The organism is Enterococcus florum (genome assembly GCF_004309355.1).
Classification (GTDB): Bacteria; Bacillota; Bacilli; order Lactobacillales; family Enterococcaceae; genus Enterococcus_A; species Enterococcus_A florum.
In genome coordinates, this window is record NZ_BJCC01000006.1 from 104,636 (window position 1) to 126,387 (window position 21,752).

Here is a 21,752-nt window from a genome sequence, read left to right on the forward strand (position 1 = left end):
ATGGAACAAGTATACCTAGAATTAGGGAGAAAATTGTTGGAAGACGGACATCAAAAGGGAGACCGTACCGGGACAGGAACCAAGAGCTTATTCGGTTATCAAATGCGCTTTGATCTGAACGAAGGATTTCCTCTGTTGACGACTAAACGGGTTCCCTTTGGTCTAATCAAAAGTGAACTGTTGTGGTTTATTCACGGAGATACCAACATTCGCTATTTATTGCAGCACAACAATCACATCTGGGATGAATGGGCTTTTGAACGGTACATTCAATCTGACGAGTACACAGGTCCTGATATGACTGATTTTGGCCGTCGCTCTTTGGTTGACGAAGACTTCAACAAAGCATATCAAAGAGAATTAAAAGTGTTTTGTGAAAAAATCGTCGAAGATGAAGCCTTTGCTGAGAAATTCGGCGACCTCGGTAATATTTACGGCTCCCAGTGGCGTCATTGGGAAACAAAAAATGGTGGATTCATCGATCAATTGGGGGATGTGATCGAAATGATCAAAACCAATCCGAATTCACGCCGGTTACTAGTCTCTGCTTGGAATCCAGAGGATGTGCCATCGATGGCTTTGCCGCCATGTCATACGATGTTTCAGTTTTACGTAAATGATGGAAAATTAAGCTGTCAACTTTACCAGCGCAGTGCGGATGTCTTTTTAGGTGTACCATTTAATATCGCCAGCTATGCACTGCTGACCCATTTGATCGCACATGAAACTGGGTTAGAGGTGGGTGATTTTGTCCATACCTTGGGAGATGCCCATTTATACTCAAACCATGAGGAGCAAATGAAAGAACAGCTTTCACGAGAACCCAAAGCGTTTCCTAAGTTGAAGTTGAATCAAGAAAAGTCTTCTGTTTTCGATTTTGAAATGACAGATATTCAGATTGAGGGCTATGATCCTGCGCCGGCTATCAAAGCGCCAGTGGCCGTTTAGAAGGAGGTATGTGGATGCTAAAAGCAATTTGGGCACAAGACAAAAATGGGTTGATTGGAAAAAACGATGTTTTACCCTGGCATCTGCCAAATGACTTGCGCTTTTTTAAGGAAACTACCTTAGGGCATACCTTGGTGATGGGTCGGAAAACTTTCGAAGGGATGGGCGGTCGTCCATTACCTAAACGACAAACGATCGTTTTGACCCGCAATCGCGACTACCACAATGAAGGTGTTCTAGTGATGCATTCACTGCAAGAGATAATCGCTTATTCCCAAACTGTACAAGAAACAACCTATATTGCTGGAGGTGCCTCGATCTATCGGGAATTACTGCCGTATTGTGATCAGCTGTATCGGACAGTAATTGATCATGCGTTTGAAGGAGATGCTTATTTTCCGGAGATAGATTGGTCTGTTTGGAGACTATGCGAACAAACCGAGGGAAGAGTAGATGAAAAAAATCACTATCCTCATCGTTTTGAGCGGTATGAACGAATCAACCGAGCGAAGTAAACGCTCGGTTTTTTTCAAGTTTCTTTAAATTGACGCGATAACAATGAAAATTTTCAAGGTCTCTGCTATACTGAGATTAATTTGAAATCAGGATTTGGAAAGAAGGATAAAGATGCCAAATGTAAAGATCGTTACCGACTCTTCTTGCACCTTTGAAAAAAAGTATCGAGAAGATTTAAATATCACTGTGATTCCCCTATCCGTTATGATCGACGATGTTCTCTATCCAGATGATGACGCGTTGACCGGGGAACGGTTTATGGAGATGATGGGAGCAGCCAAGGCTCTGCCGAAAACTAGTCAGCCGCCGATCGGATATTTCGCGGAATTGTATGATGAACTTGGAAAAGACGGCAGTCCGATTATTTCGATTCACATGACCCAAAGTTTAAGCGGAACAGTAGAATCTGCTCGTCAAGCTACTTTTTTAACCAATAGCGAGGTCACTGTGTTTGATAGCGGATTTATTGATCAATCCTTGGCTTTCATTGTAATCAGAGCTGCTGAGATGGCACAGGCTGGGGCAAGTGTTGAAGAAATCATGGCTGAAGTCAAAAAAATCAAAGAAAACAGCCGATTGTTCATTGGGATTTCCTCTTTAGATAATTTAGTAAAAGGCGGACGTGTCAGTCGGGCAAAAGGTGTGTTATCGAATGTGCTGAATATGCGAATCGTAATGGAGCTTGAAGACGGCTCGCTGCTTCCGATCATGAAAGGGAGAGGAAAAAAAACATTCAGTAAATGGTTTGAAAACTTCAAGGATGAGCTGAGTAAATTTGCTCACGTCAAGCGTATCGGCATTTCCCATACGGGACGAACAGAATTTATCGAGGAAGCAAAAGCTGCTTTGCAAGAGATGTTCCCAGATATGGAGATTCCTGTGTTGCATACGAATCCTATCGTAGCGACACACACAGGAGAAGACGCATTTGCGATTATGTATTATACTGACTAACACTGTCTCTTTTGATAGAGGCAGTTTTTTTCCAAGGAGGGAAAGGATTGAAAAAAATTTATGTTTGGCTGATACCGCTTGTAGCGGCTGTGATATCGTTTGCGGGTTTAGCCTTTTTTATTCCGAAGGCACAGCCTCGGCTAAAAGCCGATCCTCAAACTCAAAATCAGCATTATAAACAAACTGTCCACTTTGTAGCGGTTGGCGATTCACTGACTCAAGGAGTGGGAGATGAAACAGATCGTGGCGGGTTCGTTCCCTTAGTAGCGGATAGTTTAAGAGATGAATACAGTCTTTCCACTGTTCAGACCGAGAACTATGGAGTCTCTGGCGAACGCAGCGATCAGATTTTAAAACGGCTTAAAAAGGATACTGATCTGCAGCGCAGTCTGGAAAGCTCAGATATGATCACGTTGACTGTGGGCGGAAATGATTTGTTACAGGCTTTTCAAAAAAACATAACGGCAACTTCAGCGAAGAAATTTGATGGTTCTATCAAAAAATATCAAAAGAATGTCGAAAAAATAATTGAGAAAATCAGAGAATTAAACACGCAAGCACCAATTTATCTAGTTGGGATCTATAATCCTTATTATTTGAATTTCTCTGATATCAAAGAAATGCAAGAGGTTGTAGACAATTGGAATGACGCATCTGAAGAGTTGGCAAAAGACTCTACGAATGTTTTCTTCGTTCCCGTGAATGACTTGCTGTATAAGGGGTTGCCTACAAGTGATTCCACAGACGAATCGTCAGGCGACCAGCCAACAGTAAAGAATAATGTATTATACGATGAAGACAATTTTCATCCCAATAACCTTGGGTATCAATTAATGGCTAATGCCGTTCGAGATGAAATGATTGATACGAATGAACTTTGGCTTTTAAAGGAGGAGAACAAGTGAAAAAAAAGGTGAACGGCTGGAAGATTGCGTTCTTAATTTTGATCGGGCTACTGCTCGGAAGCACGATTTTTCTTGCTACACGTGTCTTCTCTCAAAGAGAAACGGGTTTGCCTTCCAGCGGTGAAACAAAGGTAGCTGAAGGCTCTCCTGTACTGACTATGAATACAAACAAGAAGAAATTAAACGATGTTATGGACTATTTTTTGGATGAATTCCAAGAGGATTCATCGATCAAATACGATTTTTATTTAGAGAATCAAGCGATGCTGGCCGGAAAATTTAAATTTTTAGGAGCCAAGGTCGATTTTAATCTTTATTTTGATCCCTTCGTGATGGACAATGGAAATGTTCAATTAAAGGCAAGAGATCTTTCGATCGGGACTTTGAATCTTCCAGTGCGTGAGGTCCTGTCAATCCTCAAACGCAGTTACAAATTTCCAGATTGGGTTGAAGTGACGCCTAAAAATCAAACGATCGAGTTGAAGCTGAACGAGTTCTCTTTAGAAAATGGAATGTTTATCCGAGCGAATCATATCGATTTAGTGAATGATGATATCCAATTCAGCTTGTATTTGCCGAAAGATAAAAACTAGACAGGAGAAGTCAATGAGAAGAAGCTTTTACCATTATATTCTGACTCAGCGCGGATCGAACCAAAAAGACCCTGTCGAGGCCTTTGCCGATCATGTCAGCCAGGATATCATGTTTCCAAAGCAGTCAGAAAACTATCATGAGGTAGCCGATTATTTGGAAATGAACACGAACTATATAAAGTCGATGGATCTATTTGATCGACTTTGGGAAAAATACACCGAAAATAATCAATAAAATTATTGGAAAAGCCTAAGAGTGCTTTTCCTTTTTTTTTACTCGTGCTATCATGAAAAAAAGGGTGAAAGGATGGTGCTTCTTGCAGAAAAAAACAGTATCAATACCAGTTTTGCTGATTGTCGTTGTTTGTACGATTATCGTGACTGCAACGATCGTACATTTTGTTGAAGAAAATCAAATTCTTCATACCGATTCTGTAGTGAAAGTAACCAGATCTGACCTTGACGATGTGCAGGATCTTTATGATTTGATCACCACCAATTATGTAGAAAAGGTGGATAAAAAGGCCCTGATTAGAGGCGCATTGACTGGAATGACCGAGGCGTTAGGAGATCGACGCTCAAAATTTCTTTCCAAAGAGGAAATGGAAAAATTGAGGGAGGACGTTTCCAGCAGCTTTGAAGGCATTGGTGCCAACCTTCAGTTAAGGAATCGCTTGCCGTATGTTGAAAAAGAACCTATTAAGAATTCACCTGCGGATAAGGCAGGATTGAAAATGGGCGATGTGCTGCGAGAGGTGAATGATACATCTACTGCTCAGAGATCTTTGGACGAGATCGCCCAGATGATTCGAGGGAAAAAGGGAACCGAAGTGAAATTGCTTATTGATCGAGAAGACGAACAATTCACAGTGACGATTCAGCGAGATGTGATTGCAAACGATACCGTCACTGGTACTATCGATCCCAGTCAGCCCAACGTGGGTTCGATTCAAGTGAGTCACTTCCGGGAGACCACTGGATTAGAATTTCGAAACATCATCGAGAAGCTGAGAGAACAAGGTGCTATCTCCTTTATCGTAGATCTTCGTCAAAACTCAGGGGGCCTTTTTTCGGAAGCAGAACGAGTAGCCAGTTATTTTTTAAAAGATGGCGATACCATCGTTCAATTTGAAAATGATAAGAAAACGATTGAAAAGCATGTGTCAGCGAAAAAGGTTGACGAAGGCTTTAAAATAAAGGAACCGAGCGTTTTTTTAGTCGATCCTGAAACAGCTTCATCCGCTGAATTAGTCGCGGCTGCCGTGAAAAGCAAGGATATTCCGGTTGTGGGCATCACTACCTTTGGGAAGGCTTCCGTTCAAAACGTAAAAAAAATCGGTAAAAGCGGATATATTCAATTGACTGTTTTGCGTTGGTTGACGCCAGAGGGAGAGTCGATCAGCCGCAAAGGAGTGTCTCCGACGATTGAAGCCAATGTCCCTGAATATGCCAAATTACCACCGATTCCTGCCAATGCAGATTGGCGCATTGGTGACAGCAATGAAGAAATAAGCAATTTGAATCGCATGCTGCAGGCCTTAGGACATCAAACAGAAGGTGAAACGTATAGTCAGCAAACCAGCAATGCACTAAAAGTGATCCAAACTGAAAATAACTTAGAGCCGACAGGATTAGTTGATGCAACCACAGTGCAAAGGATTCAAGAAGAATTATTCAAACTCGTAAAAGCTGATGATACAGCTTATAAACAAGCGCTTGAAGCATTGAAGTAGTCAAAGAGGAAGGCTTTCTTTTATAATGAACGTGAGGGGGCGCTTGAATGAAGGTTCACTTAACAACTGATCACTTGTGGCTTGGGTTAAAGTATTTTTTGATTGCGCTCTTTTTCGGTGTGTTGATTCGCGGGTTCATTTTGATTCCGGTTCCTGTCACCGGCGATTCGATGGCTCAGAATTTGAATCAAGGAGACATGATCGTCATGGAGAAATACAGTCGGATCAAGCGCTTTGATGTGATTGTTTTTCGTAAAGATGACGGTACTACCTATATCAAACGCGTGATTGGATTGCCAGGAGATACAATCGTATACGAACAAGATCAATTATTCATTAATGATGAAAAAGTTCCTGAGGGGTTTCTGACTAACAATCGAGATCATGACCACGAAGTCACACCTTACACGACCAATTTTCATTTAGCCGATCTGATCGGTACACCAGAGCTTCCAGAAAATGAGTATTTTGTCATGGGCGACAATCGCCGTATCTCAAAAGACAGCCGTTCATTTGGTACCGTAGATAGTGATGAGGTGTTAGGCAAAGCTCGTTTGGTTTATTATCCGTTGCGTCATCTCAAATTTATTCATTAGATCCGCTTTTCTCAAAACGAGAGGGCGGTTTTTCATTTTGCAGAAACTTATTTTCTGGTTTTTGTTTTCGATAAATCACTGCTGTGGTATGATGAGTAACGGACCTTACAAGAAAAGAATCGATTGTTGAGGAGGAATTACATATATGACGATTCAATGGTTTCCAGGACACATGGCCAAAGCCAAGCGAGAGGTCTCGGAAAAATTAAAATTTGTCGATATCGTTTTTGAGTTGGTGGATGCACGATTGCCGTTTTCTTCTCGCAATCCGATGCTTGATCAAATCATTCAACAAAAACCGCGACTGATCCTGCTGAACAAGGCTGATTTGGCTGACCCAGCTCAAACGACAAAATGGATAGATTACTTTACATCACAGGACAATCAAGTGCTGGCTTTAACAGCTAAAAATGATAAAAGTGTAAAACAGATCGTACCTGCCGCAAAGAAGGTTTTGTCTGACAAACTAGACCGTGAAAAGGCCCGTGGAATCAAACCAAGAGCCATTCGGGCGATGGTACTTGGCATCCCAAATGTAGGGAAATCGACTTTGCTTAATCATTTAGCGGGAAAAAAAATCGCAACGACCGGCAACAAACCGGGAGTTACCAAAGGCCAGCAATGGATTCGCTTTGGTAATCAGCTGGAGCTGTTGGATACACCAGGCATTTTATGGCCTAAATTTGAAGATCCTGACATTGGCCAAAAACTGGCACTGAGTGGCGCTATCAAAGATGATTTGCTGCACTTAGATGATTTGGCATTGGCGGAATTAGAATTTTTGCGTCGTTTTTATCCTGATCAGCTGAAGGAACGCTATGGACTATCAGAAGACGATCTGTTTCAAGAATTACCTGACTTGTTAATCGAAATCGCTCGAAAGCGCGGGTTTAAGGATGATTACGATCGCGCCAGTGAAATGCTGATCAATGAACTACGTTCTGGAAAGCTGGGACGTTATACATTGGATCGTTTTGAGGAGTTGGCAAAATAGTGGAAAAGGTTCCAATCACACAAATAAAAGCGTTGTTGAAGAAGATAGATCAAACTGACGATTCCCGTTTAACAGCGTTGAGAGCTGACACACGAAAAGGCGTTCAACAGGCCATTTTACAATGGGAAAGACAGCAGAAAAAGCAATTAGAATTAGTTGAAAAATATCAGGAGATGTCTTTATTCGAACAAGAAAAGTCTGCCTTGGGCTTTCAAATGATCGCTGGTATCGATGAAGTAGGAAGAGGGCCTTTGGCTGGCCCTGTTGTCGCTGCATCTGTTATTTTAAAACCGGGTCATCAGATTCTTGGATTGAATGATTCAAAACAGCTTTCGGCTCACACTCGAGAGGATTTGGTAAAGCAGATACAAAAGAATGCTTTAGCGATCGGGATTGGGGAAGCAAGCGCAGTAGAAATCGATCAGTTGAACATCTATCAAGCTACTAAAGTTGCGATGCAGCGGGCAATCGATCAGATGTCGATTCAACCAGACTGCCTGTTGATCGACGCCATGGAATTGCCGAATGGTCTTCCACAAGAAAAAATCATCAAAGGGGATGCCCGCTCGGTTTCTATTGCCGCTGCTAGTATCATTGCCAAAGTTCACCGCGACAAATGGATGGCTGAATATGGGCAGCAATATCCTGAATATGGCTTTGAAAAAAATGCGGGATATGGCACGCAGCAGCATTTAGCTGCGATCGAACAGCAAGGAATCTTGCCTATTCATCGAAAAACGTTCGCACCAATCAAAGAAAAAATAAAGAATTAAAATTAAATCTGTCTATTTCGACTATGTTTAAGTAAAGAGCCGGAATGGAGAGATTTTTTTGGATAAGACAAATTTTATTTTAAGACTAAGTTTAGTAAAGGGAATTGGTATTGCAACCAAAGTCAAAATTTATCGCTTTGTAAAAAAGCACGATTATTGGGACCTTACATTGACCGAAGCAAAAAATTTCGCAAAGGGAAAACAAATTTATGACTGGGAATTCTGGAATGAGGAAAATCTAGAGAGAATCAAACAACAGCATCACTACCTGACGATCGAAAGTGATCGTTACCCGGAGGAGTTGAAACAATTACCTGTTCCGCCGTTGGTATTGTATTACAAAGGCAATTTGTCTTTGCTTGAAGAAAAAAGTTTAGCGATCGTAGGTGCTCGTGCAGCCAGTGATTACGGATTTCAGCTGATCAAACAGTTTATGCCTAGCCTGATCAAGCACCGATTTGTGATTGTTAGTGGCTTAGCAAAAGGAATTGACAGTTATGCTCATCAGTTTGCCATTTCCAGTAGCGGGAAGACCATTGGAGTGATTGGTACAGGCTTGGATATATGTTATCCACGGGAAAGCGCCAACCTTCAAATCGAGATGGCAAAAAATCATTTGTTGCTAAGCGAATACATCAATGGAACACCGCCGTCAAGATTTCATTTCCCGATGCGCAATCGTATCATCGCTGGGTTGGGACAAGGAGTATTGGTGATCGAGGCCAAGCAAAAAAGCGGATCGCTGATCACGGCGCAACAGGCGCTTGATTATGGCAAAGAAGTTTTTGCGGTGCCAGGGGATGTCTTAAATGGCCGTTCGAGCGGCTGCCATCAGCTGATCCAAGATGGTGCGTTATGCGTAGAAAAAGTCCAAGATATCTTTGATTCTTTCCATTTATTAAAAAAAATTCGCTAGCGATGACTTGACAAACGAAATGTGAATCGCTATGATAGGCTACGATTTGTCAGTAAATTTGAGTATATAATAGAAGAAAAAATGAGGGGGCAAAACGCTTGGCCTATAAAAATCTAGTTATTGTGGAATCGCCAGCAAAAGCAAAAACAATTGAAAAATATCTTGGTAGAAATTACAAGGTCGTTGCGAGTGTTGGTCATGTTCGGGACTTGCCGAAAAGCAAGATGGGAATCGATGTTGAAAATAATTATGAACCACATTATATTTCCATTCGCGGCAAAGGCGATGTGATCAAAGGATTAAAACAAGCGGCAAAAAAAGCACAAAAAGTTTATCTAGCAAGTGACCCGGATAGAGAAGGGGAAGCAATTGCTTGGCACTTAGCTTTTCTCTTAGGCTTGAATCTTGAGGATAAAAATCGCGTTGTTTTCAACGAAATCACAAAAGATGCTGTTAAAGCTGCCTTTAAAGAACCTCGAAGTATCGATCTTTCTTTGGTCGATGCGCAACAAGCACGAAGAGCGTTGGATCGGTTAGTCGGGTATTCAATCTCTCCGATTCTTTGGCGCAAAGTCAAAAAAGGCCTAAGTGCTGGTCGTGTTCAATCGATCGCATTGAAGCTGATTATCGATCGTGAACAAGAAATTCGCGGGTTTGTTCCGGAAGAGTATTGGAGTATCGACGGCAATTTCAAAAAAGAGAAGAAAAAGTTCAAAGCCAACTTTTGGGGGATTGACGGAAAGAAGAAAAAGCTGGGAAATGCTGAAGCCGTCAAGGAAGTGACCCAACGAATAGATGGTAAAGATTACGAAGTCAAGAAGGTGGAAAAGAAGGAACGCAAACGGAATCCTGCTCAACCCTTCACGACAAGCAATATGCAGCAGGAAGCAGCTCGTAAATTGAATTTCCGAACTCGAAAGACGATGATGGTCGCACAGCAGCTTTATGAAGGAATCGCTTTAGGAAAACAGGGAACAGTCGGTTTGATCACGTATATGCGTACGGACTCCACTCGAATTTCTGATACTGCAAAAGGCGAAGCGGCAGAATATATCGAAAACACTTACGGCAAAGAATACTCGCAACATCATACACGAAAAGCTAAAAATTCTAAAGGGGCGCAAGACGCCCACGAAGCGATTCGTCCAACGAGTGTGCACCGTACACCGGATGAGATGAAAAAATATTTAGACAAAGACCAATTGAAATTATATACTTTGATCTGGTCTCGATTTGTAGCAAGTCAAATGACGCCAGCGATCCTGGACACAATGAAAGTAACCTTGAACCAAAATGGTGTGATCTTTATCGCCAACGGGTCTAAAGTGAAGTTTAAAGGGTTTATGCAGGTTTATGTCGAGGGTCGTGATGATGGCAAGGAAGATAAAGAAAATATTTTGCCCGAATTGGTCGAAGGCGATGTCGTTCAATCGATCAGCATCGAACCAAAACAGCACTTTACGCAGCCTCCTGCACGTTTCAGTGAAGCCACACTGATCAAGACGTTAGAAGAAAACGGTGTGGGTCGTCCATCCACGTATGCACCAACATTGGATACGATTCAACGACGCTACTATGTTAAACTAACACAACGCCGTTTTGAGCCGACTGAATTAGGCGAAATCGTTAATTCCCTTATCGTAGAGTTTTTCCCGCAAATCGTGGACGTCAACTTTACAGCAGAGATGGAAAATGATTTGGATAAAGTCGAGGAGGGCAAGGAAGAATGGATCAAGGTTGTCGACCGTTTTTATCGACCTTTTGAAAAAGAGCTGGAAAAAGCGGAAGAAAACATTGAAAAGGTTCAGATCAAGGATGAACCAGCTGGCTTTGACTGCGATGTCTGCGGCCATCCAATGGTCATTAAATTAGGTCGGTATGGAAAATTCTATGCCTGCAGCAACTTCCCTGATTGCCGAAATACGAAACCGATCATTAAAGAGATCGGGGTTGAATGTCCTGTCTGTCATAAGGGACAAGTTGTTGAACGCAAGTCCAAGAAAAATCGACTTTTCTATGGTTGTTCTCGTTATCCGGATTGCGACTTCACCTCATGGGACAAACCAATAGGGAGAAGCTGTCCAAAATGTGATGGGTATCTTGTTGAGAAGAAAGTCAAGGGCGGCAAGCAAGTTGTTTGTATTAATGGCGACTACGAAGAAGCTGTACAAAAATAGCGTAAGCGAGGAAATGAATGGTTAAAATTGTTAATGTTATCGGGGCAGGCCTTGCTGGAAGCGAAGCCGCATGGCAGATCGCTGAGGCAGGCGTACCTGTAAAGTTATTTGAAATGCGCCCAGCCAAATCAACACCTGCTCATCATACCGACAAGTTTGCAGAGCTGGTCTGCTCGAACTCGTTGAGAGGCAATGGTCTGACCAATGCTGTCGGTGTTTTAAAAGAAGAGATGCGACATCTACATTCAATAGTGATTGATTCTGCTGACAAGACAGCGGTTCCGGCAGGCGGAGCACTGGCTGTTGATCGTGAAGGCTTTTCTGAATTGATTACTAAACGGATCAAAGAACATCCAATGGTGACTGTCGTTTCAGAAGAAGTCCATTCCATTCCCGAAGGAATCACTGTGATTGCTACTGGACCTTTAACATCAGAAGCCCTAGCAAAAGAAATCGCCGACTTTAATGGGTCGCACGGCTTCTATTTTTACGATGCAGCTGCTCCAATTATTGATGAGGCAACGATTGATCGTGAGAAGGTCTATTTGAAATCCCGTTACGACAAGGGTGAAGCGGCTTACCTGAATTGTCCGATGAGCGAAGAAGAGTTCAAAGCCTTTTACGAGGCGTTGATTACTGCTGAAACGGCAGAAATGAAAACCTTCGAAAAAGAGAAATTTTTTGAAGGCTGTATGCCGATCGAAGTCATGGCCAAACGTGGTATCAAAACAATGTTATTTGGTCCACTAAAGCCCGTTGGACTGGAAGATCCCAAGACTGGAAAGCGGCCCTACGCAGTGATCCAGCTTCGTCAAGATAATGCCGCAGCTTCCATGTATAACATTGTAGGTTTTCAAACTCATTTAAAATGGGGGGAACAAAAGCGTGTCTTTCGGATGATCCCTGGTCTGGAAAATGCTGAGTTTTTGCGTTACGGTGTGATGCATCGCAACAGCTTTATGAACTCTCCTGAGCTGCTGCTCCCTACTTATCAAAGCAGAAAGCGCGAAGATTTGTTCTTTGCAGGTCAAATGACTGGAGTCGAAGGGTACGTAGAGAGTGCAGGAAGCGGATTGGTTGCTGGCATTAACGCAGCGAAGCTGGCAAAAGGGGAACCATTGATCGAATTTCCTCAAGAAACGGCAATAGGAGCAATGGCCCATTACATTACGCATGCTGAGGGCAAGCATTTTCAACCTATGAATGCTAATTTTGGGTTATTCCCCAGCTTACCAGAGCGAATCAAGGATAAAAAGCTTCGCTATGAAATGCTGGCTGACCGAGCTTTAAAAGCCTTAGCCAGCACGACAAGATAACCTTCTATAGAGCCTCGTACAAACGTAGTTTGTGCGGGGCTTTTCAGTCTGTTTTGTTTCAGACTAAAGTCTCATTTCAGAACGGTGTTGTTTGTATTAAACTGATTGGTAACTGTAAAGGAGGCAAGTGGATGGAAGAAGATTGGCTGATGCGTCAAATTAAATTAGCAGGTGAAGGGATCGGTATCGTTTTAAAAAAGAAAGTGTCAGTAAATCAATTAAAGGAAATTCAAATCAGCGATGGAAAAACAATCTCCCGGATCGACCTAATCATGAACCATATGGCATTGTCGCAATATGAGGAAGCGTTTCTTCTGGTGAATGCATTAAAGTATCAGCTCTCTGTTTACGATTTTGAACAAGTATCTGGATGGTTTATCTCCTTGTTGCTGACTGCTCAGAAAGAGGGAGTCAATACGCTGGATGATGAGACGATCGAGCGCTATCGGGAGCTGTTATCCAGTCTGCTCTAGCCAAATGGGTGGCTAAGACAAACGCATTCCATGAAAAAAAGACGAACTTCCTAAAGAATTGTAAACAAATTCGTGAAAAATCAATAAATTCTGACAATTCAATTGTATTTGAAATGCAGTTATGCTAAATTTGGATTATGTTTGTGAGGTGTAAAAAATGACGAACGAACTCCTCCTGCAGGATTTCCTGCGATACATCGTTACAGAGCGCGGGTATTCTCTGGGGACAAAGGAAGCTTATCAGCGTGATATCGAGGATTTCTGTGCTTTCTTAACGAATTCAGGAGAATCGAATTTTTTAGAGATCGATCATTTAGATGTACGCGTTTACTTGGCATTTTTGAATGATCATGCGTACAGCAGAAACACGATCAGTCGAAAAATCGCCAGTCTGCGTTCCTTTTTTCAATATATGCTAAAGCAGGAAAAGATTCAGGAGAACCCCTTTTCGTATGTTCACTTAAAAAAGAAAAATCAACGATTGCCGCGATTCTTTTATGAAAAAGAAATTGAGGCACTTTTTCAAAGTACGGAGGGAGAAAAGCCTCTAGATCAAAGAAACCGAGCGCTTTTAGAGATTCTGTATGGATCTGGCCTGCGGGTAAGCGAGTGTGCGAATCTGACGATTTCTGAGGTAGATTTTGACAATAGTGTGATGTTGATTCACGGAAAAGGCAATAAGGATCGCTATGTCCCACTAGGTTCCTATGCTGCAGATGCGTTATTGGAATATTTTTCTGATGGCCGTCAAAAACTGATGAAAAAACATCTTCCGCACGATTTCGTCTTTGTCAATCATCGGGGCGCACAAATCACACCGACTGGAATTGAATACGTGCTGAATCAGCTGATCAAAAAAAGCAGTCTAACTACAGATATTCATCCACATATGCTAAGGCATACATTCGCCACTCATTTATTAAACAATGGAGCTGATTTACGGACTGTTCAAGAATTATTGGGTCACGCGAATCTGTCTACCACACAAATTTATACCCATGTGACAAAAGAAAGCTTACAAAAGAATTATCGTTCATTCCACCCTCGCGCTTAAAACAGGTTGCGATTTTTGACGGGAATTAGAACGATGAGGAGGAAAATAAACATGACTGAATCACAATTTCATTCAACAACCATCTGTGCCGTTGAAAAAGACGGCCAATTTGCTATGGCCGGTGACGGACAGGTGACGATGGGTGAGCAGGTTATTATGAAAGGCACTGCTCGCAAAGTGCGCAGAATCTACAATGGCGAAGTTGTTGTCGGATTTGCTGGAAGTGTTGCGGATGCTTTTACTTTAGAAGAAAAATTTGAAGGAAAGCTAAATGAATACAATGGAAATTTACAGCGGGCCGCTGTTGAGCTGGCCCAAGAATGGCGAACACAGCAGGCAATGAAAAATTTAGAAGCTTTGTTGATTGTCATGAACAAAGAAGAAATGCTGCTGGTCTCAGGAAACGGAGAAGTGATTGCTCCTGATGACGGCATTCTGGCGATCGGGTCTGGTGGAAACTATGCGTTAGCCGCAGCACGAGCATTGAAGAAGCATAACCCTGCTATGACAGCGAAGGAAATTGCCGAAAGTGCCTTACAAATCGCGGCAGATATTTGTGTATTCACCAACCACAATATCATTGTCGAAGAGATGCATGCATAGAATCAACAAGCTATTGTAAAAGGAGAATCGCTATGACAGAAATTAATAAAACACCACGAGAGATTGTCCAAGATCTGGATCAGTACATCATTGGACAAAATGAGGCGAAACGTTCTGTGGCTGTAGCTTTGCGCAATCGGTACCGCCGGTTGCAGCTCGATTTCGCCATGCAGCAAGAGGTCACACCAAAAAATATCTTAATGATCGGCCCAACAGGAGTAGGGAAAACAGAAATTGCCAGACGATTGGCTCGAATCGTAAAAGCCCCTTTTGCAAAGGTCGAGGCCACAAAATTCACTGAAGTCGGGTATGTAGGCCGTGATGTGGAATCAATGGTAAGAGACCTCGTGGAAAATGCCATCAAAATCGTTGAAAAGGACCAGTACTCCAAAGTGTATTCGAGAGCGCTGAAACAGGCGAATAAGCGACTCGCAAAGGTTTTGGTTCCTGGCATCAAGCGTGAACAAAAAAAGAGCACTAATCCTTACGAACAAATGATGAACATGTTCAATCAAACCCAACAAAATGAACCTCAAGAAGAGGTAACTGAAGAAATCAAAGTCAATCGCAAAACCATCCTTGAACAATTGGAAAAGGGCTTGCTTGACTCCAGAGAAGTGACGATTGAGGTCGAAGAAGCAAAGAAATCAATGCCGATGATGAACAATGGGTTAGAGCAAATGGGGATCGATCTATCGGATACGTTAGGCGCTTTGACCCCTTCAAAAAAGGTGCAACGCACAGTGACAGTCAAAGAAGCGCAAGAATTGCTGGTGAAAGAGGAGCAAGCCAAGCTGGTCAATGAAGCGGATATCCATACTGCGGCTATCAAGTTGGCGGAAAGCTCGGGCATCATTTTCATTGATGAGATCGACAAGATCACCTCGAAATCGCAGCAAAATTCGGGGGAGGTCTCAAGAGAAGGGGTTCAACGGGATATCCTTCCAATCGTAGAGGGTTCACGGGTCAATACAAAGTATGGCACGATACAAACAGATCATGTATTGTTTATTGCCAGTGGAGCATTCAGCTTTTCAAAGCCAAGCGATCTGATTCCAGAATTGCAAGGCCGTTTTCCGATTCGTGTCGAGTTGGATGACCTGAGTGCAGAGGACTTTGTCAGAATCTTGACTGAGCCTAACAATGCGCTAATTAAGCAATATATTGCTTTGGTAGCTACGGAAAATGTCGATATCACGTTTACTCAAGAGGCTATCGAAAAAATTGCCAGGATCGCCTTTGATGTCAATCGAGAAACTGACAATATCGGAGCACGAAGATTGCATACTATTTTGGAAAAGTTGTTGGAGGATCTGCTGTTTGAAGCACCAGAGATGCAGATGGGCGAGATCACGATTACAGAAGCCTATGTAGATGAAAAATTGGTTTCGATCGCACAAAACAAGGACTTAAGTCGTTATATTTTATAAAAGCTATCTAAAAGAACAACAAATGATAAACTAAAAATAAGGAGGAAAAGAATGGAAACTTTATTAGAAAAAACGCGTCAGATCAATCAGTTGATGCAGAAGAAAAATGCTTTTGAACCAACTGCGGAACTTCCGTATAACAATATGGCGCGTATTCTGGGGGATGTGTTGGATAGTTTGAGCTATATCGTGGATGCCAAAGGGAAACTATTAGGCTTTAACGAGAAGATCGATATCAACAATGAACGGGTAAAATCATTTTTAGTCGATCGTCAATTTCCCGACAGTTATCTAGGTGAGCTCTTGGATGTCGTCAAGACTGAGTCGAATATCCCAAGTGGGAATCCGGGTACAGCCTTCCCAACAGAGCGTTCGCAATATTATCCAGATGGTGTGACGACCATCGTGCCGATATTCGGGTCTGGTGAACGTTTAGGGACGATCGTACTGGCGCGAACCGAAGAATCCTTTACGGAAGATGATCTAGTGTTGGCCGAGTATGGGGCGACTGTTATTGGTATGGAAATTCTGTATCAACAGTTTTTACATGTTGAGGAAAGCGTGCGCAATCAAACAGCCGTTCAAATGGCAATCAATACCTTATCGTATAGTGAGTTAAAAGCGGTAAAAGCGATCTTTGAAGCACTTGAAGGAGATGAGGGCAGATTGACTGCGTCAAACATTGCAGACAAAATCGGAATCACCCGCTCTGTCATCGTCAATGCTTTGCGTAAATTAGAGTCTGCTGGTATTATCGAATCAAGGTCTTTAGGGATGAAGGGAACGTATTTGAAGGTCCTGAATCCTTTGTTCAAAAAAGAACTCGTCCGTCACAAATAATCGAAAGGTGTGAGGAAATGGCAGTTACGATTCAAAATGATTACTTACAAGCAACGATCGTTGAAAAAGGCGCCGAATTGACTAGTTTAAAAGCAAATGGAATTGAATACATCTGGCAGGCCGATCCAGCTTTTTGGGGACGTCATGCACCTATTCTGTTTCCTTTTGTTGGTCGTTTAAAGAACGATCAATACACCTACAAAGGACAAAGCTATCCGATGAATCAGCATGGGTTCGCTCGTAATGCTGTGTTCGCGTTGATCGAACACTCTGCAGAAAAGGCTATACTCGAATTGGCTAGCAACGAGGAGACCAAAAAAATCTATCCTTTTGATTTTCGATTTATGGTCAGCTATGAAGTGTGGGGTGAGGGACTGCGGATCCGGTTTGAAGTCGAAAACACGGGGCAAGAAGAGATGATCTTCGCCTTAGGTGGGCATCCTGCTTTTAATGTTCCGCTTGAAGAAGGTTTGAAATTTGAAGATCACTATTTTGCCTTTTCTCCGCAGAAAACGCGAGTCAAAATTCCTTTAGAAGGTCCATTTGCAAATTTGGATCAAAAAACACTAGGGCAAACCAATACGAGCATCAAAATTACCAGGAATCTTTTTGCTAACGATGCACTGATTTACGAAACTAAGGGATTGAACACTTTTACGATCGCTAGCGAGGACTCTGTACATCGTGTTACGGTGGCGTACAATCATATTCCGTATGTCGGTCTATGGTCCCCGTATCCAAAAGAAGCACCTTTCGTTTGCATTGAACCGTGGTGGGGCTTTGCCGATACAGTCGACAGCAGCGGTAAACTGGAAGAAAAAGCAGGAATGAACCGCTTGGCGCCAGAACAGAAATTTAAAACTCAATTTTCTATTACAGTGAATTAAAACGCTGGCAGCAAGAAAGGAGGCTCCTTCTTGTTGCCAGCGTTTTTTTAGTCAAATTGTACCTGCCAGTTCGCTTCGCGATAGGCTGAAAAACACAGTTCTATTTGCTGTGCCGTGGTTTTTTCTTCGGCCAATTCGGGCAGCTCATCTAAGCTGAACCATCCGATCTGCAAAGTTTCACTGTTTTCAGTGAATTGTCCGCCTAATACCTTACATTCAACAAATATTTTGCAGACGCCATAAGCGTAGCGCGGAGGATTATGTCGATTTCGATCTTGCAAAGCAATAATTTTGACTGCTTCGGCATCAAAACCAGTTTCTTCTTTGACCTCTTTTAGAGTATTGTCGCGAATCGATTGATCGAAGTCGACCCAACCGCCCGGCAGCGACCATTTGAGATTGTTTTCCTGAACCAGCAAAATTTTTTGATCATTGAAAATGGCTGCACGAGTATCAAGTTTTGGCGTTGGATAGCCCGTTTCTTCAGCAAACAATCGCCGAAGTTCAGGCTGAGGCAAAGGCGATTGCATCGCCAGCATTTCTACAGCGATTGTACGAATTCGTTCAAACCGTTCTTTGTCAAATGGATCGTTCGTGTACGTCAACCCTGCCTGAGAAAGTGCCTGCAGCTCTACAGCCCAATCTAATAATCGTTCATTGATTTCCATGAATTACTCCTTTTTGTTCAAACCAAATGAAACTCGGTTTTCTGTTCCCTTTTTTATTCGTTGAATATTTTCTTTATGTCGGTAAATGATATAACAGGACAATAAAAAGCAGATGGTTGTCAAAAGCCAATCATGCTCAGGCAGAATCGCAGGCCAGACGAGCGGCAGAAGGATTGTGGACAAAGTAACAAAAATGGCTGCCAAAATACTGGTAGCACTGACCATACTGGTTATAAAAAGAACGATGAGGAAGAAGCACAGGGAGTAAAAAAAGAATACGGGATTGTATCCTAAAAGCATGCCTGCACTAGTAGCCACTGCTTTTCCACCTCGAAAGCTAGCAAAAACCGGCAGCGTATGCCCAATGACAGCGACTAATCCAAACCATAAAGGGTTGATTGGCAAAGCGAAAATCAGCGGCAGACAAGTGGCCAAAGTACCTTTCAATAGATCCATGGCAAAAACCACAAAGCCGGCGGGGCGTCCTAAAATACGAAACGTATTGGTCGTGCCAATATTTCCACTGCCGTAATCACGAATATCCTTTTTAAAAAAAATCTTTCCGATCCAGACGCCGGAAGGAATTGAACCTAAGAAATAGGCCAATCCGAGAAGGATCACAGTTTTCATTTTGTACCCTCATTTCTGTGGTGTTAAAGTTATTTTAACAGATTTGAAATAGGTGAACAATCGTCAAAGCAGTGATATACTATTTTAAAACGAGAGGAGCAATGGTATGGTATTTGAAAATCCAAGTCAAGAGCAAATTTTCACTTATTTAAACGAAGCCAAGGTGATCGCTGTTGTTGGAATCAGCAGCCACTCAGATAAAACCAGCAACGTGATTGCCCGTTTATTAAAGGAGAAGGGCTATACAGTGTATGGAGTCAATCCGATGCTTGCTGGAGAAACAGTAGATGGGATTGAGGTTTTCGGCGCACTGACCGATGTGCCAGAAAAAATCGACATCGTGGATGTGTTTCGCAGAAGCGAATTTTTACCAGAGGTGGCAGAAGAATTCCTGAAAACGGATGCGGCTGTTTTTTGGGCCCAATTGGGACTGTCTAGTGAAAAAGCCGCTGAAATACTGCAGACTCACAGCAGAAATGACATCGTCATGGATCGCTGTATTAAAATCGAATTGGCAAAACAAAATTAGAAATCCGCTGTTTTTCCGGTTAAAAATTGATAAAAAGCCTTCTTGGAAACGATGAAGGCTTTTTTTTTCGATCTTTTTAGCGTATCATAACAAATGATGTGACCGAGAGTAGCTAAATATTCAACGAAACACGTGAACGTATCAGGAAAAAACAAAGACTACTAATTGATATAAGGAGCTGTTAGCTTGGCTAAGAAAAAGAAACAAGAATACGATGACGCTTCGATTCAGGTATTAGAGGGCCTGGAAGCGGTAAGAAAACGACCTGGGATGTATATTGGATCGACGGACAGTCGCGGGTTGCACCATTTAGTTTATGAGATCGTCGATAATGCAGTGGATGAAGCTCTTTCAGGATACGGCAGCGAAATCAATGTGACTCTTTATCCAGACAATAGTGTGAAAGTCAGTGATAAAGGTCGGGGGATGCCCGTTGGGATGCATGCTTCAGGAATCCCGACGGTAGAAGTCATTTTTACGATTCTCCATGCTGGAGGAAAATTCGGGCAAGAAGGCGGGTACAAAACTTCCGGAGGACTCCACGGCGTAGGCGCTAGTGTGGTAAATGCTTTGTCCACTTGGCTGACGGTCACCATTGTGCGAGATGGGGTTGAATATCAGCAGGTCTTTAAAGAGGGCGGAAAACCACAGGGGACATTGGAGAAAATTGGGAAAACACGGCAACCCAATGGCACAAGCGTTCACTTTTTACCAGACAACACCATTTTTTCGACCACTCATTTTTCTTATGAGACTCTTTCAGAACGACTAAGAGAGTCGGCTTTTCTGCTTCGCGGGGTGAAAATCTCGATCACTGATTTACGAGGCGAGGAAACAGTGGAAGAAGTTTTCCATTTTGAAGAAGGAATCAAGGAATTTGTCGAATATTTGAATGAAGACAAAGATACTCTGACTCCTGTGACCTATTTTTCCGGTTCCAAAGATGGGATTGAGGTTGAATTTGCTTATCAATACAATGACGGCTACTCTGAAAATGTTCTTTCATTCGTCAACAACGTCCGAACTAAAGATGGCGGGACGCATGAGGCTGGTATGAAAACCTCTATGACGAAGTCTTTCAATGAATACGCTCGCAAGACAGGGCTTCTAAAAGAGAAAGACAAAAATCTGGAGGGTTCTGACTTTCGTGAAGGCTTATCTGCAGTCTTATCGATTCGTGTGCCAGAAAACCTGCTGCAGTTTGAAGGACAGACCAAGGAGAAACTGGGAACTCCTGCAGCTCGCGGAGTGGTAGACGCTGTTATTGGAGAGCAGATGGGCTTTTACTTGCAAGAAAATAGTGAAACCAGTCAGATGCTGGTTCGAAAGGCAATTAAAGCGCGTGAGGCGCGTGAGGCGGCTCGCAAAGCCCGTGAAGAAAGCCGCAATGGCAAAAAACGCAAAAAGGGTGAATCTTTGCTTTCCGGAAAATTGACACCTGCTCAATCTCGCAATGCGCAAAAGAATGAACTCTTTTTAGTCGAAGGGGATTCTGCCGGCGGGTCAGCCAAACAAGGCCGCGACCGGAAATTTCAAGCGATTTTGCCCTTACGAGGAAAAGTTATCAACACTGAAAAAGCCAAACTTCAGGATATTTTAAAAAATGAAGAAATCAATACAATGATTTATACGATCGGTGCGGGCGTTGGTGCGGAATTTTCGATTGAGGATTGCAATTACGACAAAGTGATCATCATGACCGATGCGGATACCGATGGAGCGCATATCCAGGTACTGCTTCTGACCTTTTTCTATCGTTATATGAAACCGTTGATTGAGGCTGGCAAAGTTTATATCGCTTTGCCTCCGTTATACAAGGTTTCCAGAGGAACTGGTAAAAAGCAAGTGATCGAATATGCTTGGACAGATGAAGAGCTTGAGGGCGTTATAAAGAAGGTTGGAAAAGGCTATATGCTGCAACGGTATAAAGGACTGGGGGAAATGAACGCGGAACAACTTTGGGAAACTACGATGGATCCGGAGTACCGCACCTTAGTTCGTGTTCGGATCGATGATGCAGCGAAAGCCGAGCGCCGTGTAACGACTTTGATGGGAGATAAAGTAGAACCTCGTCGCAAATGGATCGAAAGCCACGTTCAATTTACATTGGAGGAAGACGGCAGCTTATTGGAAAATAAAGATGAGATCCAGCCTTCTGTATCCAATGACTTGCTTAAAGAGAATCCATATGAAACAATCAGCTTGTTTGACGAATAG

Annotated in this window: 23 protein-coding genes; 21 read left to right on the forward strand and 2 right to left on the reverse strand. The window is 42.6% G+C overall.

Translation table 11 applies throughout. The features are described 5' to 3' along the window. From NRIC_RS03380 to NRIC_RS03470, 19 genes are all read left to right on the forward strand, one after another. Positions 1 to 948: a thymidylate synthase gene (locus NRIC_RS03380; RefSeq protein WP_146621297.1), complete on the forward strand. Its 948-nt coding sequence runs from the start codon at positions 1 to 3 to the stop codon at positions 946 to 948. 14 nt (positions 949 to 962) lie between these two features. Beyond that, positions 963 to 1,463, forward strand: a complete 501-nt coding sequence (locus tag NRIC_RS03385; RefSeq protein WP_146621298.1) for a dihydrofolate reductase — start codon at positions 963 to 965, stop codon at positions 1,461 to 1,463. A gap of 112 nt (positions 1,464 to 1,575) precedes the next feature. Beyond that, positions 1,576 to 2,418, forward strand: a complete 843-nt coding sequence (gene fakB / locus NRIC_RS03390) for a DegV family protein (RefSeq protein ID WP_146621299.1) — start codon at positions 1,576 to 1,578, stop codon at positions 2,416 to 2,418. A 47-nt stretch (positions 2,419 to 2,465) separates the two neighbouring features. Continuing rightward, complete coding sequence (locus tag NRIC_RS03395) at positions 2,466 to 3,323, forward strand: SGNH/GDSL hydrolase family protein (protein ID WP_146621300.1); 858 nt, start codon at positions 2,466 to 2,468, stop codon at positions 3,321 to 3,323. Further along, the gene (locus NRIC_RS03400) at positions 3,320 to 3,916 is read left to right on the forward strand and encodes a YpmS family protein (protein ID WP_146621301.1); all 597 of its coding nucleotides are present in this window, start codon (positions 3,320 to 3,322) and stop codon (positions 3,914 to 3,916) included. The genes NRIC_RS03395 and NRIC_RS03400 overlap by 4 nt, the downstream gene beginning before the upstream one ends. Before the next feature lie 13 nt (positions 3,917 to 3,929). Next, on the forward strand, positions 3,930 to 4,151 hold the full coding sequence (locus tag NRIC_RS03405) for a YozE family protein (RefSeq protein ID WP_146621302.1): 222 nt from the start codon (positions 3,930 to 3,932) through the stop codon (positions 4,149 to 4,151). 82 nt (positions 4,152 to 4,233) lie between these two features. Then, positions 4,234 to 5,649 carry a S41 family peptidase gene (locus NRIC_RS03410; protein ID WP_146621303.1) on the forward strand — a complete coding sequence of 472 codons (1,416 nt, stop codon included), beginning with the start codon at positions 4,234 to 4,236 and terminating at the stop codon, positions 5,647 to 5,649. A gap of 47 nt (positions 5,650 to 5,696) precedes the next feature. Then, the gene (gene lepB / locus NRIC_RS03415) at positions 5,697 to 6,245 is read left to right on the forward strand and encodes a signal peptidase I (RefSeq protein ID WP_146621304.1); all 549 of its coding nucleotides are present in this window, start codon (positions 5,697 to 5,699) and stop codon (positions 6,243 to 6,245) included. A gap of 145 nt (positions 6,246 to 6,390) precedes the next feature. Beyond that, positions 6,391 to 7,239, forward strand: coding sequence for a ribosome biogenesis GTPase YlqF (gene ylqF, locus NRIC_RS03420; RefSeq protein WP_146621305.1), 849 nt, complete (start codon positions 6,391 to 6,393; stop codon positions 7,237 to 7,239). Continuing rightward, positions 7,239 to 8,012 carry a ribonuclease HII gene (gene rnhB, locus NRIC_RS03425; protein ID WP_146621306.1) on the forward strand — a complete coding sequence of 258 codons (774 nt, stop codon included), beginning with the start codon at positions 7,239 to 7,241 and terminating at the stop codon, positions 8,010 to 8,012. The genes ylqF and rnhB overlap by 1 nt, the downstream gene beginning before the upstream one ends. A 58-nt stretch (positions 8,013 to 8,070) precedes the next feature. Beyond that, positions 8,071 to 8,928 (forward strand): DNA-processing protein DprA, encoded by an 858-nt coding sequence (dprA, locus tag NRIC_RS03430; protein WP_146621307.1) that lies wholly within the window; start codon positions 8,071 to 8,073, stop codon positions 8,926 to 8,928. Positions 8,929 to 9,026: 98 nt separating this feature from the next. Next, positions 9,027 to 11,105, forward strand: a complete 2,079-nt coding sequence (gene topA, locus NRIC_RS03435; protein WP_146621308.1) for a type I DNA topoisomerase — start codon at positions 9,027 to 9,029, stop codon at positions 11,103 to 11,105. A 17-nt stretch (positions 11,106 to 11,122) separates the two neighbouring features. Continuing rightward, the gene (gene trmFO / locus NRIC_RS03440; RefSeq protein WP_146621309.1) at positions 11,123 to 12,421 is read left to right on the forward strand and encodes an FADH(2)-oxidizing methylenetetrahydrofolate--tRNA-(uracil(54)-C(5))-methyltransferase TrmFO; all 1,299 of its coding nucleotides are present in this window, start codon (positions 11,123 to 11,125) and stop codon (positions 12,419 to 12,421) included. Positions 12,422 to 12,552: 131 nt separating this feature from the next. Next, on the forward strand, positions 12,553 to 12,894 hold the full coding sequence (locus tag NRIC_RS03445) for a hypothetical protein (RefSeq protein WP_146621310.1): 342 nt from the start codon (positions 12,553 to 12,555) through the stop codon (positions 12,892 to 12,894). 157 nt (positions 12,895 to 13,051) lie between these two features. Then, a complete protein-coding gene (gene xerC, locus NRIC_RS03450) occupies positions 13,052 to 13,948 on the forward strand; it encodes a tyrosine recombinase XerC (RefSeq protein WP_146621311.1) in 897 nt (298 codons plus the stop codon). A gap of 51 nt (positions 13,949 to 13,999) precedes the next feature. Beyond that, the gene (gene hslV / locus NRIC_RS03455; protein WP_146621312.1) at positions 14,000 to 14,551 is read left to right on the forward strand and encodes an ATP-dependent protease subunit HslV; all 552 of its coding nucleotides are present in this window, start codon (positions 14,000 to 14,002) and stop codon (positions 14,549 to 14,551) included. Between the two features lie 32 nt (positions 14,552 to 14,583). Further along, positions 14,584 to 15,981: an ATP-dependent protease ATPase subunit HslU gene (gene hslU, locus NRIC_RS03460; RefSeq protein WP_146621313.1), complete on the forward strand. Its 1,398-nt coding sequence runs from the start codon at positions 14,584 to 14,586 to the stop codon at positions 15,979 to 15,981. Between the two features lie 51 nt (positions 15,982 to 16,032). Further along, positions 16,033 to 16,821, forward strand: a complete 789-nt coding sequence (gene codY, locus NRIC_RS03465) for a GTP-sensing pleiotropic transcriptional regulator CodY (protein WP_146621314.1) — start codon at positions 16,033 to 16,035, stop codon at positions 16,819 to 16,821. Between the two features lie 17 nt (positions 16,822 to 16,838). After that, complete coding sequence (locus NRIC_RS03470; protein WP_146621315.1) at positions 16,839 to 17,708, forward strand: aldose 1-epimerase family protein; 870 nt, start codon at positions 16,839 to 16,841, stop codon at positions 17,706 to 17,708. A gap of 47 nt (positions 17,709 to 17,755) precedes the next feature. Here the strand turns inward: NRIC_RS03470 and NRIC_RS03475 are convergent, their stop codons facing one another. Together NRIC_RS03475 and plsY are read right to left on the reverse strand one after the other, a co-directional pair. Beyond that, on the reverse strand, positions 17,756 to 18,376 hold the full coding sequence (locus tag NRIC_RS03475) for an NUDIX hydrolase N-terminal domain-containing protein (protein WP_175579984.1): 621 nt from the start codon (positions 18,374 to 18,376) through the stop codon (positions 17,756 to 17,758). Between the two features lie 3 nt (positions 18,377 to 18,379). Next, positions 18,380 to 19,006 carry a glycerol-3-phosphate 1-O-acyltransferase PlsY gene (gene plsY / locus NRIC_RS03480; RefSeq protein ID WP_146621316.1) on the reverse strand — a complete coding sequence of 209 codons (627 nt, stop codon included), beginning with the start codon at positions 19,004 to 19,006 and terminating at the stop codon, positions 18,380 to 18,382. Between the two features lie 106 nt (positions 19,007 to 19,112). Between plsY and NRIC_RS03485 the strand changes: the two genes are divergently transcribed. Then, positions 19,113 to 19,535 (forward strand): CoA-binding protein, encoded by a 423-nt coding sequence (locus tag NRIC_RS03485; protein ID WP_146621317.1) that lies wholly within the window; start codon positions 19,113 to 19,115, stop codon positions 19,533 to 19,535. A 186-nt stretch (positions 19,536 to 19,721) separates the two neighbouring features. After that, positions 19,722 to 21,752, forward strand: a complete 2,031-nt coding sequence (gene parE / locus NRIC_RS03490) for a DNA topoisomerase IV subunit B (protein WP_146621318.1) — start codon at positions 19,722 to 19,724, stop codon at positions 21,750 to 21,752.

Bases quoted from the DNA above. Each gene is read 5' to 3' on its own strand.
- NRIC_RS03380 (WP_146621297.1), top strand. From the start codon at position 1: ATGGAACAAGTATACCTAGAATTAGGGAGAAAATTGTTGGAAGACGGA.
- NRIC_RS03385 (WP_146621298.1), top strand. From the start codon at position 963: ATGCTAAAAGCAATTTGGGCACAAGACAAAAATGGGTTGATTGGAAAA.
- fakB (WP_146621299.1), top strand. From the start codon at position 1,576: ATGCCAAATGTAAAGATCGTTACCGACTCTTCTTGCACCTTTGAAAAA.
- NRIC_RS03405 (WP_146621302.1), top strand. From the start codon at position 3,930: ATGAGAAGAAGCTTTTACCATTATATTCTGACTCAGCGCGGATCGAAC.
- lepB (WP_146621304.1), top strand. From the start codon at position 5,697: ATGAAGGTTCACTTAACAACTGATCACTTGTGGCTTGGGTTAAAGTAT.
- ylqF (WP_146621305.1), top strand. From the start codon at position 6,391: ATGACGATTCAATGGTTTCCAGGACACATGGCCAAAGCCAAGCGAGAG.
- trmFO (WP_146621309.1), top strand. From the start codon at position 11,123: ATGGTTAAAATTGTTAATGTTATCGGGGCAGGCCTTGCTGGAAGCGAA.
- NRIC_RS03445 (WP_146621310.1), top strand. From the start codon at position 12,553: ATGGAAGAAGATTGGCTGATGCGTCAAATTAAATTAGCAGGTGAAGGG.
- xerC (WP_146621311.1), top strand. From the start codon at position 13,052: ATGACGAACGAACTCCTCCTGCAGGATTTCCTGCGATACATCGTTACA.
- hslV (WP_146621312.1), top strand. From the start codon at position 14,000: ATGACTGAATCACAATTTCATTCAACAACCATCTGTGCCGTTGAAAAA.
- hslU (WP_146621313.1), top strand. From the start codon at position 14,584: ATGACAGAAATTAATAAAACACCACGAGAGATTGTCCAAGATCTGGAT.
- codY (WP_146621314.1), top strand. From the start codon at position 16,033: ATGGAAACTTTATTAGAAAAAACGCGTCAGATCAATCAGTTGATGCAG.
- NRIC_RS03470 (WP_146621315.1), top strand. From the start codon at position 16,839: ATGGCAGTTACGATTCAAAATGATTACTTACAAGCAACGATCGTTGAA.
- NRIC_RS03475 (WP_175579984.1), bottom strand. From the start codon at position 18,376: ATGGAAATCAATGAACGATTATTAGATTGGGCTGTAGAGCTGCAGGCA.
- plsY (WP_146621316.1), bottom strand. From the start codon at position 19,006: ATGAAAACTGTGATCCTTCTCGGATTGGCCTATTTCTTAGGTTCAATT.
- NRIC_RS03485 (WP_146621317.1), top strand. From the start codon at position 19,113: ATGGTATTTGAAAATCCAAGTCAAGAGCAAATTTTCACTTATTTAAAC.